The organism is Gabonia massiliensis, assembly GCF_001403595.1.
Lineage (GTDB): Bacteria > Bacteroidota > Bacteroidia > Bacteroidales > Coprobacteraceae > Coprobacter > Coprobacter secundus.
Genome location: NZ_LN877939.1, coordinates 834,408 through 854,251, shown reverse-complemented (window position 1 = coordinate 854,251; position 19,844 = coordinate 834,408). Strand labels below are relative to the sequence as shown.

Annotated in this window: 23 protein-coding genes; 4 read left to right on the top strand and 19 right to left on the bottom strand. The window is 40.0% G+C overall.

Annotated features, from left to right (window positions below):
- Positions 1–156: 156 nt before the first annotated feature.
- From BN2628_RS08225 to BN2628_RS08135, 19 genes are all read right to left on the bottom strand, one after another.
- Positions 157–651 (bottom strand): DUF7841 family protein, encoded by a 495-nt coding sequence (locus BN2628_RS08225; RefSeq protein ID WP_055096791.1) that lies wholly within the window; start codon positions 649–651, stop codon positions 157–159.
- A 6-nt stretch (positions 652–657) separates the two neighbouring features.
- Positions 658–1,107, bottom strand: coding sequence for a hypothetical protein (locus tag BN2628_RS08220; RefSeq protein WP_154668430.1), 450 nt, complete (start codon positions 1,105–1,107; stop codon positions 658–660).
- Between the two features lie 5 nt (positions 1,108–1,112).
- Entirely contained in the window at positions 1,113–1,598 is a 486-nt protein-coding gene (locus BN2628_RS08215; RefSeq protein WP_055096787.1) for a hypothetical protein, read from the bottom strand.
- Between the two features lie 84 nt (positions 1,599–1,682).
- Positions 1,683–2,411, bottom strand: a complete 729-nt coding sequence (locus BN2628_RS08210) for a hypothetical protein (RefSeq protein ID WP_055096785.1) — start codon at positions 2,409–2,411, stop codon at positions 1,683–1,685.
- 82 nt (positions 2,412–2,493) lie between these two features.
- Complete coding sequence (locus tag BN2628_RS08205) at positions 2,494–2,772, bottom strand: hypothetical protein (RefSeq protein ID WP_154668429.1); 279 nt, start codon at positions 2,770–2,772, stop codon at positions 2,494–2,496.
- 129 nt (positions 2,773–2,901) lie between these two features.
- A complete protein-coding gene (locus BN2628_RS08200; protein WP_055096781.1) occupies positions 2,902–3,387 on the bottom strand; it encodes a hypothetical protein in 486 nt (161 codons plus the stop codon).
- A gap of 11 nt (positions 3,388–3,398) precedes the next feature.
- Positions 3,399–3,980, bottom strand: coding sequence for a DUF6549 family protein (locus BN2628_RS08195; RefSeq protein WP_055096779.1), 582 nt, complete (start codon positions 3,978–3,980; stop codon positions 3,399–3,401).
- Positions 3,977–4,411 carry a lysozyme gene (locus BN2628_RS08190; protein WP_055096777.1) on the bottom strand — a complete coding sequence of 145 codons (435 nt, stop codon included), beginning with the start codon at positions 4,409–4,411 and terminating at the stop codon, positions 3,977–3,979. The genes BN2628_RS08195 and BN2628_RS08190 overlap by 4 nt, the downstream gene beginning before the upstream one ends.
- 2 nt (positions 4,412–4,413) lie before the next feature.
- Positions 4,414–5,028 (bottom strand): hypothetical protein, encoded by a 615-nt coding sequence (locus tag BN2628_RS08185; protein WP_055096775.1) that lies wholly within the window; start codon positions 5,026–5,028, stop codon positions 4,414–4,416.
- Positions 5,016–5,237, bottom strand: coding sequence for a hypothetical protein (locus BN2628_RS08180; protein WP_055096773.1), 222 nt, complete (start codon positions 5,235–5,237; stop codon positions 5,016–5,018). The genes BN2628_RS08185 and BN2628_RS08180 overlap by 13 nt, the downstream gene beginning before the upstream one ends.
- Positions 5,234–5,506 (bottom strand): hypothetical protein, encoded by a 273-nt coding sequence (locus BN2628_RS08175; protein ID WP_055096771.1) that lies wholly within the window; start codon positions 5,504–5,506, stop codon positions 5,234–5,236. The genes BN2628_RS08180 and BN2628_RS08175 overlap by 4 nt, the downstream gene beginning before the upstream one ends.
- A 12-nt stretch (positions 5,507–5,518) precedes the next feature.
- Entirely contained in the window at positions 5,519–5,908 is a 390-nt protein-coding gene (locus tag BN2628_RS08170) for a hypothetical protein (protein ID WP_055096769.1), read from the bottom strand.
- A gap of 6 nt (positions 5,909–5,914) precedes the next feature.
- Positions 5,915–9,385: a hypothetical protein gene (locus BN2628_RS08165; protein ID WP_055096767.1), complete on the bottom strand. Its 3,471-nt coding sequence runs from the start codon at positions 9,383–9,385 to the stop codon at positions 5,915–5,917.
- 7 nt (positions 9,386–9,392) lie between these two features.
- On the bottom strand, positions 9,393–9,659 hold the full coding sequence (locus BN2628_RS08160; protein ID WP_154668428.1) for a hypothetical protein: 267 nt from the start codon (positions 9,657–9,659) through the stop codon (positions 9,393–9,395).
- A gap of 19 nt (positions 9,660–9,678) precedes the next feature.
- Positions 9,679–10,956, bottom strand: coding sequence for a hypothetical protein (locus BN2628_RS08155; RefSeq protein WP_055096763.1), 1,278 nt, complete (start codon positions 10,954–10,956; stop codon positions 9,679–9,681).
- Complete coding sequence (locus tag BN2628_RS08150; protein WP_055096761.1) at positions 10,953–11,600, bottom strand: hypothetical protein; 648 nt, start codon at positions 11,598–11,600, stop codon at positions 10,953–10,955. The genes BN2628_RS08155 and BN2628_RS08150 overlap by 4 nt, the downstream gene beginning before the upstream one ends.
- On the bottom strand, positions 11,597–11,974 hold the full coding sequence (locus BN2628_RS08145; protein WP_154668427.1) for a hypothetical protein: 378 nt from the start codon (positions 11,972–11,974) through the stop codon (positions 11,597–11,599). Before BN2628_RS08145 ends, BN2628_RS08150 begins: the two co-directional genes overlap by 4 nt.
- 63 nt (positions 11,975–12,037) lie before the next feature.
- Positions 12,038–13,435: a DUF5309 domain-containing protein gene (locus BN2628_RS08140; RefSeq protein WP_257606430.1), complete on the bottom strand. Its 1,398-nt coding sequence runs from the start codon at positions 13,433–13,435 to the stop codon at positions 12,038–12,040.
- Positions 13,436–13,471: 36 nt separating this feature from the next.
- Positions 13,472–14,227: a hypothetical protein gene (locus BN2628_RS08135; RefSeq protein WP_055096755.1), complete on the bottom strand. Its 756-nt coding sequence runs from the start codon at positions 14,225–14,227 to the stop codon at positions 13,472–13,474.
- Positions 14,228–14,754: 527 nt separating this feature from the next.
- On the opposite strand from BN2628_RS08135, the gene BN2628_RS08125 reads away from it, so the two are divergent.
- From BN2628_RS08125 to BN2628_RS17580, 4 genes are all read left to right on the top strand, one after another.
- Positions 14,755–16,734 carry a terminase large subunit gene (locus BN2628_RS08125; protein ID WP_055096751.1) on the top strand — a complete coding sequence of 660 codons (1,980 nt, stop codon included), beginning with the start codon at positions 14,755–14,757 and terminating at the stop codon, positions 16,732–16,734.
- Positions 16,735–16,795: 61 nt separating this feature from the next.
- The gene (locus tag BN2628_RS17585; protein WP_055096749.1) at positions 16,796–17,344 is read left to right on the top strand and encodes a hypothetical protein; all 549 of its coding nucleotides are present in this window, start codon (positions 16,796–16,798) and stop codon (positions 17,342–17,344) included.
- Between the two features lie 15 nt (positions 17,345–17,359).
- Entirely contained in the window at positions 17,360–18,673 is a 1,314-nt protein-coding gene (locus BN2628_RS08115; protein WP_055096747.1) for a hypothetical protein, read from the top strand.
- The coding region (locus tag BN2628_RS17580) for a hypothetical protein (protein ID WP_055096745.1) at positions 18,657–19,844 on the top strand (1,188 nt) is incomplete at its 3' end. The genes BN2628_RS08115 and BN2628_RS17580, both read left to right, overlap by 17 nt.

Genomic DNA, 19,844 nt, shown 5'->3' with positions numbered 1-19,844 from the left:
AATAGGCTGGATCAATATTTTTTGATCCAGCCTTATAAAAATGATATTTCTTTTACACGCACTTCATAAAGTGATATATCCTTGCAATCTCCCTTTCAAAATCAAAAGAAATTCGGGTATCGCATAAATTATTTATGAGTATGTCTACCATTGTCGTTATTTATTCATCGCATATTGATATATCCAAATTTTCCCGTCAGGAGCATCGTCATCTTTAAAATAGAACGATATAGCATCATCAATTATCTTAGAGTCGCAATCATCCCCAAACCATTTCTTAAAAGACACATTTTTGTCGTGCCAGTTTGCATTTAGAGCGACATAGATATCCCAAGGCGTTGTATTGGTAGGGAAAGAGAAATTTTTTGCAACCTCTTTCACCTGTTCAATATTCCAATGTTCCCCCCTTTTTTCTTCACCCTTTAGATTCTTATGGTGCATTTTAGCAACATCCTGTTTTGCAAAACAGCTATTGTAATGAGGCCCGCAAAATATCCGGTGAATGGCTCTTATAGTCTCATCATAAACATCCGGGTCTTTCTCCTTCAACCGCATCATGGCCCCGTCGAGAATCTCGATAGATTCCAGCATCTTTTTTTCGGATACGATACCTCTCAATTGGTAATCGTCTATCAGTTCTTTGTAATTCATATATTTTTAATTTTCAATAAACAAATCTTTCAATTCCATAAAATCCGCCTCAGTAATCCGTATGGCACCAATATCTCCAAAAAATAATTTAGTGATAAGAGCATCCTTTGGCAGTTCAAGCCGAATAACCCCTTTCCCGATAGAACATTGTATAGATTTAATATTGAAATTAGCTTCATCCATCTCTCGAAACATTGTCATTAAATCATCAAATAACATTTCAGTGTCAATATTCCCGTTTTCGTCACAGATAAATAATGCAACATTATCTATCATCCTCTCAAATTTATGCTGCTCTTCAGTAATATAGTTTTTTACACCACGTTTTATATACTTAGAAGCAATTTTTAATTTGGGATTATCCTCCACAAGATCGTTTATACGATTATCCACACATGTTTTAATCGAAGAAATTGCTTTGTCCTTCAATATATTTAGTTTTTCCTTTGCATCCATATTCATTATTTTTTAACCTTTGAAGAAGGCTGTTTGCCAGATTTCATTTCCATAAATTCCTGCCAGGTAAGATTAGAATATTGGGTAATATATTCATTAATTAAAGCCTCCTTCTTGCTGGCCTCTTCTTTGGCAGACTTCTGTATCCTTTTCAATAATGTAAGATGTTTATCCAGAGCATCCTTACCATCCTTTGTTCCTTCAACAATCGGTCTCATTATTCTCATATACTCCCTGTTCAGTATTTGTTGAATCAAAATACTGCTTTCCTGGAATTCTTGGTTTCCCTGCAAGTATTCAAACTCTTTCTCCGTAAGAGAAGATGTGATACGTTCAATCTCTTCCCATACCGGGGCAGAAGGTTGTTGGACATTTTGAGAATAAGAACGTTTCATCTCCTCCATTTTTTGTTGGATAGCCTGTTGTTCCTTTTCCAGTTCCGGTAAAGTAAAGTTTCGCGTTTGCAATAGCGGGTCGTTTATAAAAGTCATAAATATATCTGTTAGTGGTTAATAATAGGAAGGGGCAAGGCGCCCGAAGGCGCACAAGCCACTAACTTTTCTTTTTTTTCTTTTTTATGCGCTTGGAGTTGCTGCGGCCGGTCTGTTGCAGTTGCATCCGAAAGGGTTTGCGCCCTCCAATACGGTAGTTGTAGGAGTAGAAGGCAGCCCGACAACACCATATATTGCGCGGCAAGTCTTACGGTCAGTGTAATTGATAGAAGCAGTAAATGCCCTGTCAATCTCGCATTGGATTAATTTGTCTTGATAAGGACGAGTAGCTTCAAGAACAGCAACCTTTTTGTCAAGCTCATTGAATTTGGCAGAATAACGCTCATTTAAAACATCATATAAATCGCGTTGATTCTTATACAGGCCAAATCCCATATCTACCTGAGATTTATACAAACCATAATCTGCATCCACTTGAGATTTCCAAATACGGAATTTTTCATCAATGTCAGTTTCACGATGAGCATACATCTGTTCCTGAGTATTTAGTTTCAATCCCCAGATTGTGTTTGTCAAAGCCAAAGCTTCTTCACACCCTTTTTCCCAAGCCATGAATGCCGTAGGAGCTCCCGAAGTCCTTCCTGAAATTGCATCACTGACAGTGTTGATGTTCACATTTTCGGGCATGCCATTTACACCCGATCCTCGTCTCCCCCAAAGGCTGGCTATACCAAGAGCAGCACCACCGATACCAAAGCCTAATGCAGTACCGGCCAAACCTTTAGAAGCATACTCCTTTTTACCGTCTTCATGGACGATTTCTTTTTCTTTAACTATTTTTTCCGCTTCCATACGTTATGAAATTAAGTTATTCCGGCACTATTGCCGGTATAGCAAAATTCACCACAACGAAGCGGAAAGGAAATTAATTCATTTAAAGCTCGTTGTTTATTTGTTTGAAAATCGTTGAACATTCAAACTTCAACAACCTTTTGTCGAATCCGTTTTTCAGTTTGTTTATACATTGAATAGTAAGGCCCGAATAATCCGAAATTCTTCTTTCAGAAAAGCCCGTTTTAAGCAATTTATTGACTAAGATACTACGAGCGTCTACACACTCCTCGCGGTTTGAATTAATGATTTCCGAATAAGGTAATCCGGTAATTTCCGATATTGTACCGGCAATGTTCTGGTAAACTTCCATTAGTTTCATGTTAAAACAAGTTAAATATTTGAACTATTTTTCGATAATTCTGTTTACTATGTAAAAGCCCTTTTTTGGCAGAACGTCTGCCCCCCTTGGGAAGTTTACCAGACAAGGCAAGGGGAAAGGGCTTTCCCTCTAAAAGAATCTGTTCTTTCTGGTTATAGGCTTTATCCTTTTGTTTAATAGAACAGATATTTCGTCCAAAAATGAATTGGCTTTAGTTCCGAATAATGCCGCTTCATCCGGTTTTTTGACAGATAACCAGGAAAAGACGACATAATAAGAAAAATAGTTTAAGATTAATTCATTGATATCAGACAAGATCTGTTTAGAACAATCATCATGAGGAACTACTCTAAAGCATACAGCTTCTATTATTTCGCTATCGTCCCTACATATAAAAGAGATATTCGGAGAATAAGCCAACAATTTAGATTTTATTTCAGGTATAGCCTCCCGAAGAAATTGCTGCACAAGAATATAATCATCCTCCGTAACAGATAGCATCTCAAACAATATATTCCCGGCTTCGTCCGTTCTTGATGCCCCCAAACTACTGCTTAGAGCCGATGCCCTACGAAGTATTTCAGATGTTTCGAATTTGTAAATAACAGGTTTCATATTTTTTTATATTATCGTTTTACTTCTATATACCGGCTATACACGATTTGAGCATGTGGGTTTTTCGAGACAATTTCTTGCCGAATGGCTTTTGTTCCCCATTTGATGAACCACCATTTATGGGGAACACGGTGTATCACTTGCAGGAGTGTATCCCGGCTTATGATATAGCCGGAAAAGTTATCGTGTTCGATGCAGCCCGACAGGGTGAGATAATTGTCGTGGTAGTCGATGCATTGTAGAGTATCTACCCGGTCACGAACAATAAGGCTGTCACGTACAACCGTGTGTATTATGTGCTCGGTTTCAATACTTGCCTGCGACACCGATTGTACTCGTTTCAGCTTGATTTTCAAATTTTTGATGTCTCTTGCTAGAGCTTCACAATTTTGTTCCAATTCCTTTTTCGTCAAAGTCAGCCTTTCGACACCGGCAGCAGAAAGGCTGTCTCGGGTACGGTAATAAGATATGTCTTGAAACAAGGCTACCTGGTTGGATGATAGCCGGTTGTTCTCTTGCCTCTGGCGATACAATGAACGGGAGAGGAAAAATACTATTATGATGAGAACAATAATGAAGATATACCGCTTCATAATTGGCTGAAATATAGGTTACTTTCTTTTTCTCTACGGGAGACCAGACCGGGCAATTTTACCCCTTTGACATATACCCATTTTTGGAACTCCTTTTTAATACCTTCATCCTGCGGATTCCTGTTTATTTTTCGTAGAAGAGTACTACCTGCGAAATTACCGCTGCCCGTATTGTAGACGAACGATACAAGCGCGTCGAACTGATTTTGATTAATAGGCTTTTTAACCAAGGTCAGTACTATTTTCTCCGAACTTTCAACGTCTTTTCTCAGAAATCCTTCCGCTTCTGTTTCCGTTACCCTGTCACCCGGCTTTACACCTCCGGTATGTCCGTACCCGATTGTCCACACTCCGGCCGGACATTTGTATGCCTCACTCCTGAAATCCTCGAATTTTTTTATTAATTCAATCCCTCTTTCACTCGTTTTCATAATCAAGCGTTTAATCTGTGATAAAAATCAAGTTTTATTTTCTCGTATGCAGCCGAAACATTAGTGTAAGCCCTTCCGTTGTTAGGGCCGGACTTATCATAAATTTCATCATCGACCACTTTTGCCACCCATTCGATCCAATCCCGGTTCACATATTCGGAAAGTTTCTTACCGTGGTACTTGAAAACGTCGAATTTGCTGTTTCTGTCTTCATGTATATTAGTCAATAATTTTCGGATTTTTTTTTTAGTTCCTTCTTCATCCACAATATGGTTCTCTTCCCGTATTCTCTTTATCAATCTGCATACTTTCTCCGTAGCCAGGTCAAAGGCAAAACTGGAAAGATTCTTAATCCGAAGTTGCGTTTCAGGCAATAACCCCTCTGAAATATCCGCCAACACCTCATTTTGAGTACGAGTTTCCTTCAGCAGTTCACCCATATTATTTTCCGACCTTGATATTATCCCGTTAATGATTGATTTGAACCAGACGAAACAGGCAATCATTAAAGCCGCTGCAAGAGTGAGAAATATCGCACCCGCCATAATCGTAAATCCGTAGTCGCTTATCCCCCTCGCTACTTCTGTAATTTGATTTACACTATTTACATTATCCATACCCACACAATTATTTGTAAACTTTGTCCGATAACTCCTCCTATAAGTGTAGCCAGCAAATCCAGCCAATCGAATTTTCCGCCCCACTGGCGGTCTGCAAACTCTTTCCCGACAGCCAACCCGAAACAAAATAAAATTGTTCCAAACAAGGCCGATAAAAAGCCATAGAAAACATGTTTAGGCCTGTTGCTTTCTTTTATCCAGCTCATAAGTCAATCTCCTTTTCTTGTTCCGTCCACTCTGAGGAGGAAAGCATTTCTTTAAACACATCACTCTGCGAATCGTACACAGGATAGGGGATAGTCTGTTCAGCTTCCCTTTCGCTCAGCGTCATAATTTCCTCATTCCTTTTAGCTGCAAGCTCGTTAAATATTTCCTCGTGAATGATTGCTTCTGTACCTTCCACGTTCATTCTGCGATGTTCCCAGTCAGGGTCTACCATCTTTAAATCTTCTACCGGTATTTTATAAAATCTCATAGTTATAAATATTTAAGCTAATTGTGTTTCTGTTCTTGACACTTCGTAAAGTCCGTTATCATTTTGAACAGTTATTTCATATAAAGTACTTCCTAATGTAAATTCAAAAGAAACATACAACTCATTTACGTCCCAACATTGTACATTTAAAGATGAATGCATAGCGGACGAATTAGAATTCCTCACTTTTAATATATCTTTCGAACAATTCAATACAAAATTGTCCCAACTCCCGCTATCAGCCTCAATTATCGATTGAATTTGCCCTGAACTTTGACTGTCATTTAATCCGTACACATCATAAGAAAACTCGTGAAACGTTGGTATTGTGGGTAAATTCTCTATTTTTTCCAATAGAGCATTAATTTCTTCTGCTGTATAATTCAAATTTTTTATTTCCATAATTGTTTAGTTTGATGTTAAAAAATAACCTTTAGAATCTGTGAGTAAATCTCCGTTAGAATCTGCAAGTAGATTCTTTGAAAAATATTGTTTTATAACTTCCTGAACTTGTTCAGCCGTCAAAGCTTCTTTAAATCCTAAGAACTTAAAAGTTTTAGCTTTTGTAAATAATGATGGTGGAGTATTAGAAAATAGATAGGGAATACTACCTAATGAATCATTGACAATAGTTATTATATGATTATTATTTAATAAATCTTTAACTAATATCGATTCGTTAAGTATTCCATTTATATATGTTATTCCACCTGGATTTCTAGCATTATAAGCGATACTATCAGTTTGTAAATAAATAGCAAAAGGATTAGTTACACCGCTATTTAATCGTTGATTATATAGCATAGTTCCTGCACTCATAGGATTAACTTCCATAAATACAGTTCTGAACCCTTCTGTTTGATTTTGCATAATAGCGTAATCATCTACACCGTCAGAGACTAAAGCCCCCTCAAAGAATCCGCTTTCCTCTGTTCCTGCAAAATTGAAAAGTTGTAAAGCTTTGCTTTTGTCCGTGGCTAAATTCTCGATTGTAGTAGGAAAATCCGTATTGTTATAAAGGCTAAAATCGTAATACACTTCCGGTTCAGGAATAATATTTATATCTCCATCTACTCCGTTACGCTGCTTGGATAATTGAATGTTATTAGTAAATTCTTTGTTGGTCAATTCAGATGAAAATAATAAACATTCGTGAATCATCCCTTTTGCTTTATTGTCACCGCCACCGGTTCCGTGAACATTGAATAAATTAATATTACGTGTCAATCCTTCCGAAATAAATTTTAATCTAAAATGATTCATTAATACAGCTAAAACATTGTTGGGAGTTGCTGTTGCTGTATTATTATTGACGCTAAGTATATGATCATAATTATTAATAATAAGTCCTATCAAATTTCCAGTTTGATAAATATAAGCGCTCAATATGTATTTTATCCCGTTGGCTACTACTCGGCTCATATCTGAAGTAGATATAAGTACATCTTTAATGTCTATAGATTTAGTTACAGTAATCAAATCATCTATTCCATCACCATATATTCCTCCTTGGTTCCAACCGCTTTCGCGAGTCCATGCGAAACCGTGAGGCGTCAAGTCGTTGCCATTTCCCGAGATATCAGCTATTCGATGCTCTGTTTCATTCGATTTATTACCACCAAAATAGTATTGTCCGATAATTTCACCTTGATACTTTAACGCCTTTTTGACCTTACATTCACACATCATATAAGGCTTGACCAGTGCAGGAGGAGTGCCGAACCATGTTTCATTGTCGAATGTTTGCGGGGCGGGTATTCCTTCTAAAATGGTCTTTATCGGTTCGGCCAATTCTCCGATAAATTCGAAACCGTCCCCGATAAGTTCCAGAAATTCTTCTTTAGTCGGTTTGTCTGTAATAACCCATCCACTTAATATAGAAGAATTTTCGACTAAATACCAGGTATTAAGTATATCGGCAGTAGGCGCATACGTAAATTTATTACACATATAATGATTTACATATTTTGTATTGGCTCTAAAATATTTGAAATCATTACTAATTATGCCTTTATCCACACCATGTATTTGAACATAATAATTAGTATGCGATGTATCTATCTTACTTACACTAACTATATCATCAGGTGTAATTTTGACGTAACCTATTCTTTGCACGTGTTTCCAGTTCGTACCGTCCCACTCTATAGAATCACATACTCCACTCGGTACCGACCGCAAAACGATATCACCGAAATTGACAACCTGCAAAGCAATTCCGGTTTCGCTGTCAGAAATACATAGCTTTAACCCTTCATCACCAACAGAAAGTAAGGGAATAGGGGCTTCCGGTGTCGGAGTGCCTTCTTGTACCGTATAGCCCAAAATCTTAAACGATTCTATATTATCGTTATCCCGGTCTCTGTAAGTATTATACACCGGAAATTTCTTTCCAGAAGCGTAAGTTCTCTCTGCGATTATATCTATGGGGTCTACATCATCAGCAATATTGACGCCGTTACGGACTTGGGAAACAAGGTAATTATTCTCTATCTCCTCGCCCGAAAGAGCCCTGTTATAGGCAATAGCCTCGTAGAACCTCTCTTTGGCGGCAGTCGCAGCATAACTTGTATAAGCAGAACCGACATTTATTATTTTCAAATCTGCCGAATCATCCGTATTTTGCAATGCTATATTGAGAACAGCATCAGTATCATCATAAGTTCCCGGATAACCATTTACTTGCTTTGCATCCAAGAAGAAAGAAGTTCCGCCTACACCGGTACTCCTTATGCTTTCGTTGGATACGCCTTGTATCCTGCTTCTTCCGTAATTGAATATAGATACACAATAAGCATCGAACTTTCCGTCGGCATTGGATATATTCGACAAGGTTATCTGTACGTGCTTGATAGACTCAGGTTCATATTTCTGTGTATTTATCAGGCTGTCATCTATACCGTCCAATTGTACATAAGTAGGATTAAAACCGGATTCAGTGATATAACCAAAGCCTGTAGTTATCAAATCAGAACCACCGACCCTATCCGCCACCCTGTCCGGCTTATCGGCATTATTTAAATTGATAGGTTGCCACCGGCTCATCAATCCTTCCCTGATGTACTCCAATTTTTTACCCGATACTTTGAGGTCTACATCATAATATCCTTGTAAATAAGGTTTTATTGTTTGTTCATTCGTAAGTAAATAGATTGTCTCTGACGAAAATTCGATTTGGGGCAAATCCAATACAGTTTCTATCGGTTCGGCCAATTGATATATTAATTCTGTAGGATTATTAGCTAACCATTCTTGTACATGATCATTTGTCCCAGGTTCATTTTCAAAATTAAATGCGTACGTACTATTAACAGCATTAATATAAGATATTCCAATATTATTAGACATATCTTCAAATGAACCAATGATAAATCTATTGGACATTACATAATTCTGATTATTATGTAGTCCTCCATAAGTAGGATTTAAATTTACCATTGCAAATTTTGCAGTAGTATTATGATAATAGGCATTACTTATGTAGGTATGATAAACCCTTTGTATATACCTCCACTGTTTGTCCCTATACACTATCTCATCGCAAACGCCGTTAGGCAATGACCGCAATTTAATATCACCGAAATCGAAGATTTGCCCTCCCTTATCAGGATGATTGATATCCAATACATACAGTTGCAGGTAACTGTCCCCTACCGAGGATATTTCGGCAGGAGTGTCAGGGGCAGGTATTCCATCTTGTTCCGAGTGCCCGTATATATGCAGTTCCTTAATCCCATTTTTTGAACACGCATATATATAAGCGTTCTTGCCGGAAAAGTACATGTCCTTCTGTACAGAAATACTTCCCCCTCCGGTTCCCCGGCCGGAGGCGACACCCAGCCTGCCTAATCTTCCCAATTTCCCCAACCCGAAACTCATAATTCCCTTATCCCATTACGTTAGCACTTCCTTCAATCTCCAAAATATATCCTTCCGGTATGCCGAAATATTCTATTGTTCCTTCCGGCATGTTCAGCCCGTCGCCTTCTTTGGTTTCTTTATATGCCCATATCCGGCAATCGGTAATGGCTGATATTCTGATAATACGAGTTTTTCCGGCAGCTACGGTCGTGTCTGTAACATCGGTCGCCTTGCCTATATAAAGAGCTTGTGCCGAATTGAAGTTTTTATCTACAGGTAATATTTGTTCCATAATGACTATATTAAATTTATTATTGTTTTTGGGGTATTTCGTATTCATTTTTTGTACAATGCCATGTTCCTGTACCATCATCAAAAAGAGATATTTCGACCAAAACATTATATTCAAAATACGAGTAATAAAGTTCCCAAGGATTGTCGGCCACTTTCCTGTAATCGGTTAGCGTATGCAACCCGTTTTCGTCATTGTCTAAAAATACGCTGCCCTTCCGCTCCTGAAATAAAGCGGCAATAGCTTCTGCCCCTCCTGCAAGATTAAGTGTTGTCAATATTTCTTCTGACGTAGAGCTTGATGTCAATGACAAGAATTCTCTGGGGAGTATGGCAGGTTGTGGATTCACTATGTTGGACAAGTTGCATGTTTCCCAGTCTGACCATTCGTTGCTACCATGTTGAGTACGATATTCAATGACATTATTGTTACCTATCATACATTGATAAGTTATCAAAAGTCTTGTAGATACAGATAGGAAGGCATAGTTATCTATTTGTCCTGGCCTCGAATAGTGGTGTACTATATATGTACCGTTTCTTGTTGTGGTATCCAAGTCGGCCGCATCGATTACTTTCAGGCTGTTTGGCAAGTTTGCAAACGTTGTCATATCAGGAGTTATCGTACCGCTCTCTACATTCGACAAGTCGGCCAGAGCCAAAATCTTCCGGTCTACAATAGGAGTATCCAGGAAATGATGTGTAGTGATAAAAGGCTCACCATGGGACGTTATCCCGATAGAAGCCCCGCGGTCGGCAGCATCATCGGTACCCAGTACGATAACAGAATCATAGTCCCCGTTGGGCAACTCTTCATGGGCGACCTTCGTTATGCCCGCCATCTCCTTTACCTTCTCATCCGATACATTGTCCAGGTCTTTCAAGGCATATCGGGACAAGTCCACATAAAAAGGAGTGACAGCAACCTCCCACAAATCCCCGTTCCAGAAAAGCAGGATGACAGCCGTACCCTCCGTAGCGACACTCACCGGAGCCTCCCCGTTCACAAAATTCCTAAATGTCACCGTACCCGCTTCCGGCTGCACATACAAGTAGCTCGTCTTCACTCCTGGCTTTGCCACAGGTTCAAAACTTGCAGCATCATCTACCATTCCCTGCAATGTATTATCAGCACGATTGGTATCATACCATCCCCGGGACAGTTCGTCCCACATCCACACCGACAATGTCTCCCCATTGGTAAAGAACCACCCCCGGTGGCCTATGGGATATTTCGCCAGAACTTCCGGCAAATTATGGAAATATCCTAAATATCGTCCATCATTACACAGTATCATAATAATAAAATTTGTTTCGCAATTTCTTCTTCAAAATACTTTGCCAATGCTGTATTACCTAAGGAGATTGAGACATAGTAAGCACATCTCATAGCAATAGGAACAAGCAAATTATCGGAGCAGTCAATATTTTGATTTTTATATTCATCTTTATTTGTAGATATGGATACACGCTTTATATACAATTTCTTGTCAGCTTTTGGTGCGCGATAGAATATTGGCAAAGAATAATATTCAAGAATAGATTTTCCTTCATCGTTTGATGCTAATGCACAAATTGGACGCTCCATACCGCCTCTTGTTACAATGTTTTTTTGCAAAGAATACAAAGTATCGTCCTCTGTAATTACACGTGTCACATCGCGGTGCCATCCATGCATACGTATAATAAAACGACGTATATAATCATCAGGTAATATTATATATCCACTACCATCTCCATACGGAATGATATCGTCAGGTATTTCACTCCATGGTAATACATGTATAGGTGCCTGTAAGAAAATATCTTCCAAAGACTTTTCTATATACGATATAATAAGCCCTTCTAAAGGTAGAGAGTTATTAGTTAAATCACTTTCGTCAACAGGATTCACTTCTCCCAGAACCTCCAGTGTTTTTACTATAATATCTGTTACTTTCATCTTATATTGGGAAAGTATATTCCTAATCTCTTAGCTTGGTCTCGGACGTTTTTGGGACTTTTCAATTCATCAGAATCAACGTTATAATTTTTCGTAAGATATTCTATTGCATCTTCATAATTGGTAACATCTTCTATATATTCTACAGTATTATCAGTAGTTAAGTCTTTTATTGTAGATAACCCTTTTGACAAGAAAATCTTTTTACCAAAATTTTTATCTGACTCAATTAAGTTTTGGAGATTTTTTCTATCTGTAGAAAAATATCCTTTACCATCTTGAGCTTCAATAAATTTTATATTAATCTTCTTAGCTCCAGATTTTACGAATGTAAATAAATTACCGTGGTAAGTATAATATGTTTTTGTTGCCATAATTTTGTTTGAAATTAAAAGCATGTCTTATTGATATAAAGACATGCTTTTACGTTATATAATTTATTTCCCTTTAGGCACAATCCTCATATGTGAATTCGGATATCGCAGGCAAGCACATGACGCCTCAGTAAGCACCACTGCATCCGTATTGCGGATACCCGCTTTCTTCAAGTCAAGCTGCAAACGGTCAAAAGGCACATGTACCGCTTTGGTCAGATATTCCGGGTCAAAAATGAACCCGTAATCACTCATATTACAGTCGTCAAATACCTCGTCCAGCAACACATACAACTTTCCGAACTTCGAACGAATCTCCGTAAAATCAATACCCCATTTCACGAAATCATCATTAGCGCCCACATACTTCTGTACATCCAGCTTATTGATAAGCCCGATAAAATTCGAGCCCCCCACCAATATCTTCCGTTTGTTACCGGCATTACCAGTAAAAGCTTCCTGCATGATATCTATCAAGTCGTTCTGAGTTAATCCTGTTTCAGGATCGTATTCTGTTTCTTTTCCGGCTTGCCACCAAATACCTCCGGTAGTCATCACATTCTGTTTCTTGTCCGCATCGTAAATCGAATTCTTCACCCCGAACATGAACGATTTTTCCATACCCATACGCATGTCGAAAATCGCACACTCCTCCGAGTCCGAAAAATTCCAGTCCACCTCCTTGTTGGCAATCTTCTGGAACGTAGACTGCTCTACCTGCATCTTGAAAATCTGGCAATAATTCTGGGCCTTCACCGGAAGCGCCTCGAACTGCGACGTCTGCACATCCAGCTCCGTAGCCGCACGTCCCATACGTATCAGTACCGTATCTTTCGGAATAGACGGAACCACATTATCGATACTCTCTACTTTTTTCCCATTCAAAGCATACACCACCAACTTACCGTCATCCGCTTTCTTGCTCACATACAGTACCAAATCAGCCTTTGACTGAGTGGTACCATCGGCTTCATACCCCTTGACACCCTTCGCCAGAATAGTCTCGGTAACATCAAAAATGTCATTGTTGTCCGTATCGAGAGTCGCCTTCTTGTGAGAAGTCGTGGCACTCGAAGCCGGCTCGGTATAAGCCGTAGACAACTTGGCTTTTGTCGGCTTGGTATCCACCGCATAATAATCGTAAATCATAGAACCCGATTTGCGCATTTCCGAATGCCTCATAATCTGGTCGATAGGCGTAGACATCGGACGTATCTTCACGATACGCTGGTCTATCTCATTACGCATCAAATCCGGACTTGCCTCACGGGTGATATCCGTTGTCAATGGTTCGTCCGACACCGTAACGCCATTATCCGTCACGCCTGGGACCACAACAGCCAAAGCACACCCGCAGCCCAGCCACAGGCCCAGGCCATAAACACCGGCTATAACTACTGCTAATACCAAAAAGGGCAATAAACCCAACCATACACTCTTTCTCATTAAAAACTTTTTCATCTGATTTTTCATTTTAATAAATATTTATTTTTTAATTTAATCCCAAATACTTTTTCTTATTTTTACTTTTGAAGCAATTGGAGCAGGAGTACCCCTGGATTCTTCACTGAGATTTGGGGTTCCGTCTGTCACTATGCTCTTTTTCTCCATCTCTATTTTGGCATTGCGCCCTTTCTTCTCTCCGATAGAACGAGCCTCGGCCACATCCCGGTCATAATTCATCGCCCGCCACAAGCGCTCCAGAGTATCCCGGTCTAAGTCAAATAGGAAAACTCGGTCTACCAATTCGGAAATAAAATCCTCAAACGCCTTCCGGCCCTTTTCGTCCAACCCTTTCTCCGCAATAAAAGACTCCACTGTTTCTGCATTCTTTTCTGCGTTCTCTTGCTGTCGAGCCTGTATGTCTTCCATCTCCTTCTCACGCTCCCGACGCAGCCGGATGCCCTCGTCATACTTGGCCTTAGCTTCTGGGTCACCTAATGCCGTTTCAAAATAATCACCGAAACTCTCACCGATAGCCGTCATTACGTCGCTTCCTTCCATCAGAGCACTCAAAAAAGCACCCGCCTCCGGATTGCTCAGAAACAAATCAGCTAATTTTTTGTTACTTTGTTTGTAATCCTCAATTTGTTTTCCTCTCTCTTGGTCATACTCATCCAGAGCAGCATAGAAGACATCATCGTCGTCATAATTACCTTCTTTATCAGGATACATTTCATGGAGTCGTTCTGTCCACATTTGTCGGCCAGACTTAACTGGGGCCTCTACTACAGTTACTTTTTCTTCATCCATATTTTTTTTAATTGGTTTAATGATATATGCACTACAAAGAAAAATTCATTTTTATATCGCATAGGGTCACAATGAGAAATGTTTGTTTTGTATCACATAATTTGTTATATTTGTATTGCTTATATATCTCATACGCAATTAGCAGCGTATGAACAAAAAATATTTTATATCAGACAGAGATAAAGATTTTATTAATGTCTATTACAATACCCTTAGTCTTCTCAAGGGCAAACGTCCTCGCTATTTATATATATATCTTTCTGCCATACATTCTCCAGCAAAACGTTTTTACGTATCAGAAGAAGCTGTAATAAAAAATATTCGTTTATTAGAAAAAGGGAAACCTATTCTTGCAGAAGGTGAAAATCTTCTCATGTATATCGAAATACACAGGAGATTCAAAAAGATACTCTTACAAAATAACATTCCTAAAATTGAAGCAGTCCGAAGGGTTATATATTCTCCTGCTCCACGATTCTATTTCTCTGTGAAAACGGCATTAAGAATAATTTCAAAATCAAGGAATTATGAATTATACTCAAATAATAGAGGAAAACATATCGAGGCTTAGGAATTTCACTCGCCCCTATAATCAAATAACAGGGGAAGGGTCCGAATGCATTCCCAGAAACAAAATGTACGTAGAAGAATTGGGCGGAGACATATATCTTCCATCCGATATGATAAAAGAAAATGGATGGATACGACTTTTAAAAAATCATTCTTCATTTAAAGACTTTCTGGAAAACGAACTCCATATATTTGCTGATGACAATTCTGTAGACGAAATTACAAAACAATTTTTTCTATTACGTATCAAATATGATTTTGAGTTTTGGGCAGCTACGAGCGTAATTATTAAAGATAAAATATCAGGAGCGGACGTACATTTTTATCTTAATTATGCCCAACGTAAACTGCTCTCAAAATTCGAAGATGCACGCCTACACGATAGACCTATACGCATCATCCTGCTCAAAGCCCGACAATGGGGCGGCAGCACACTCACCCAGATATATATGGCATGGATACAACTCGTGCATAAACGGGCGTGGAACTCTGTTATATGCGCTCATCTCAAAGACTCAGCAGCCAATATCAAAGGAATGTATGCCAAATTATTGGAAAATTATCCAAGCTTTTTGTTAGGAGCACAAGTACGGTTCGAATCTTTCCAGCGTATGCAGAATACTTCAATTATCAGGCAGACAGAGTGTAAAGTAACCGTTGGGTCAGCAGAAACACCTAATTCCGTACGGGGTACAGATGTGGCAATGGCACATCTCTCGGAGGTCGCCTTCTGGCCCGACACGAAAGAGAAGAAGTCGACCGATCTTATCCGGTCAGTCTCTTCTTCAGTACCTCTTATCCCTTATTCAATGGTTGTATTGGAGTCTACAGCTAACGGAGTAGGAGACTATTTTCATACCGAATATAATCTTGCCAAAGAAGGTAAATCAGATAAGCAGCCATTATTTATTCCTTGGTTTGAAATTGAAATGTACCGTATTCAAGTTAAAAATTACAAAGATTTTATACAGACATTTACAGATTATGACTGGTTTTTATGGAACAGTGGAGCTACTATCGAAGCCATTGCTTGGTATCGGACAAAAAGAAAAGAATATCAGAACCATTCGGATATGATGGCCGAATATCCTTCTGATGATATTGAGGCTTTTGCTCATTCGGGAGAACGCGTATTCGACCGCAACCGAGTACAAGAACTTAGAAAAAAATGTGTTTCACCCATTATTATTGGAGAATTACAATCCAAATCATACAAGGTATCGGGGAAAGAATCATTGCAACAATTATCCCTTATTCCTGATACAACCGGATTACTAAAAATATGGGCATATCCATCAGATGAAAAAATAAAAAGGCGCTACATAGTTTCTGTAGATGTCGGTGGACGCTCACAAGGAGCCGATTATTCTGTTATTACTGTCATTGACCGTTGCCCGATGATAATTGGAGGGGTTCCTGAAGTTGTAGCTACATGGCGCGGACATATAGACCATGACCTGCTTGTGTGGAAAGCTGCACAAATTGCAACATGGTATCAAAAAGCCCTGTTAGTTATCGAAAGCAATACTTTAGAAACAGAAAATACTGACGGAGAACATACACAATTTATACTTGATATTCTTTCAGGAGAATACTCTAATTTATACGCACGTACTGATTCGGACAAAATAAAAGAGGGATTGCCTGCCAGATATGGCTTCCATACCAACCGAAGTACTAAAACCATGCTTATAGACCATATGGTAATGCTTTTGCGCGAAGGAGGGTATATAGAAAAAGACATTCATGCTTGTGATGAATACGATACCTATGAGAAAAAGCCTAACGGAAGTTTCGGTGCTATCGAGGGCAAACACGATGATATACTCATGTCCAGAGCAATAGGATTGTATGTATCATATTCATACGAATTCCCCGCTGAAATAAAACCAGTAAAAAATAATAAGAAGATAGCTATCTCCGAAGCTTCATTCTAAATTTCTCATTATGACCCTATGCGAAAAAGAATCCCGCTTTTCTTTGTAAATAAAAAAGATTATGGGTATAATATCAGATTCTCTTGGAGCAGCATTTGGGTTGGGAAGCGCCATATTCGGAGGCATAAGAGGAGCCAAAGAACGTAAGAAACAAGAGAAATTATTAAATCAGCAAATACAAGAGAATAAAGACCTGTTCAAGAGAGAATACTATCAGGACATCATGAACCGTTCCGATACGGCCAATATCCTGAAAAACTACCGCGACACCCTCAAGCGACAAGGCAAAACACAGCGCAACATAGCTACCGTTACAGGAGCCACACCCGAGGCCGTCGCGGCACAAAAGAAGATAAATGCCGACGCCTATGGAGACGTCATCTCCAGTATCTCCTCCCAGTCCTCCCAGCTCAAGGACAACGCCCTGAACCGGTACTCCAATACAAACAATTACCTGTTGGGGCAGAAGTCGAATATGTACGCCCAGCGGGCCCAGAATTTTTCCAACCTGGCGCAAAACGGTGTCGGGTTGCTTGCCGGCTCGGTGCAAAACCTGGGAGGCTCTATTGGGAAATACAAAGAAAATAAAACCCTGTCAAACCTGTTTTAAAGTGACATGAGACTTATGACACTCAAAGACGATTATAAAAAAACACCCCAGCAAAGACTCGAAGATACCCAGAAGTGGTTTGCCGAGAATGTAGCCAACACCCCGGAGAGAGAGGTGAGATTCCGTAAAGACGAAGATACCGCTGGAAGAGTCCTTCCCGGAGAATACGGCACACATCCAATAGAAAAACCATATTTCGATGTACCCGATGCCAAAACAGAACTTCAAAAAGCTACACCGGACAGATTAAAAGATGTAGTTTCTCAAAATCCCGAAGCACCTTTTTATACCACGTTGTACAAAGCCCTTTATCCCGAACCTCAAGACCCCAAACATCAAAATGCGGTCCAAACCTTGTCTACACTCGGAGACATAGGTCTGCTTATCGGAGACATGATTACAGCAAGCAAAGGCGGAGATGTGAACCGGAGAAACTCAGTTCTCGGAGAAAACAACAAATACCTCCAGAACGAATACGACCGCATCGCCCAGCAAAAAAACATCTACCGTCAAGGACTTCTTAATGCTGCTATGGCAGACCGCAAAGAAGCCCTCGCGGCACAGTCAGCCCTATCGGAAGCCTGGCAGAAACTCCAAGAAATACAGCTGAAGCACCAGCACGATTTAGACCTGTTACAAGCCCGTGGAGCCACCCAAAAAGAACTGGAAGAATACAAAGCCAAAAACAGAAAGGAAGAAAAAGCCGCAGAAGCCGCGTTGAAGAAATACATCACTGACGCCAACAACGCACGCTACTTGGAGATTGCCAATCTAAACGAAAAAGGGCGAAACCGTAGGCACCAAGAAGAATACGGATACGGAGAAGGAGCACGCAGTACATACAACTCATCCCGCAACGGAGACACCACCCTATACCTCTCCGAGGGGCTGCAAGTCAACTACAACAAGAAGACTGCCCAAGCCGCCATTGCAAAACTCTACGAGCTCATCGACGAAGCCATGGACAAAGGACTCATCCAAAAAGAATTCATCCTCCCATCCGAAAGCCGAAAATCCTCCGTAAAAGAAGCCATAGTGCAAAAATACGCATCAAACCTGTACTCCGCCGCACAAGGCAACCCGTCCCTGATGGCCCGGCTCACGCCCCTGCTCAAGTCCCTTACCGACTACCAGGCAGGCGACGATACGCCGCCGAACGGCAGTATTTCGTATTCCGGTACGTCGGTTAATCCATTGAATCCTAAGACTTGGCAGGATTATCTTAGCCCGGAACAAACACCCTATATTACAGAAGACGGATCGTTATCTGATTATGGATATTTCAATAATAAAAAATTAGAAAATAAGTTCAATGGACCGATCATATAACATATACAGAATAGGCAGGGATATGTTTAATATCCCCAAAGAAGAGATTAATTCATTTATAGCCCAATTCCCTCAAGCCGTAAAACTGACTCCGGCTGAGATCAAGGCACAAGAAGAGTTCGAAAAACGCCAAGATTCAACTAAATTCGAAAAAAATGAATATTCCGTTGACGATATATCAGAAATTGAAAATCAGTTATCACAGCAGAGCAAGCAAGAACTCCAAGAAAAAAGAAACCGCACCGCCCTGCTCCGCAACGAGCCCCTGGGATTATCTTCGGAGAATCGTATCTTCGATACCATATCCTCCCGCCCCTTCAACAGGCCATACACATCCGACGGCATCACAGAGCCGAAATTGGGCGAAGCATACCAGAAGACACCCGTAGGCTCAGCTGCTATGGAACAAGCTATCCGGGACAAATATGACCGGACGAAAGAAGAACATGCCTATATCCGTTCACACGAGAGTCTGGGAAATCAATTTGACGAGGCCCGAAAATTTGCAAAAGACGAAGAGCTTCCTGGAATAACAGAAAAATTCCTGAAAAAGGCAGAACAGGAAGACGCTAAAAAATATGCCGACCAAGTATCCAAAGAGATTGAACGTATAAGCGGAGATATTGACAAGCTTTACGAAAAACCCGAAATAGACCTTGGATATAGGGCTGCTGTTTTAGAACGAATGGGAAATCCATTAGCCGGAACATCTGCCAATATCGTGGGGAAATTCAAGGGAGTAGAACCCGATATTGAAAGCGGAAGAAATCTCGAAGCAGCCCGTCATCTCATCGACGATGCCCGTAAAACCGCAGCATCCGCAAAAGAGCAATCCGGTTTTTTTAAAGCCCTTTGGGATAAACTCCCCTCCGCAGAAAGCATTTCTTCAGGAGGAGGTTTAGAAATCCAAGACCAAGCTACCATACACCGGGTAATAAAGAAAGTCGGAGAACAAGGAGAAGAATCCCTCACAACGTCCGAAAAGTCACTTATCGATGCCCTCGCTATAAAAACGATTACAGATGCAGCACTCCATCCAAATATCAGCGAATGGGCAAAAATCGGGGAGAGTGTCGGTTATTCGCTCCCCTGGATGATAGAATTTTTACTTGCCGGAGGCCTTGTAAAAACCGGATTAAAAGGAATATTAAAATCCATATCCAAAGCTTCG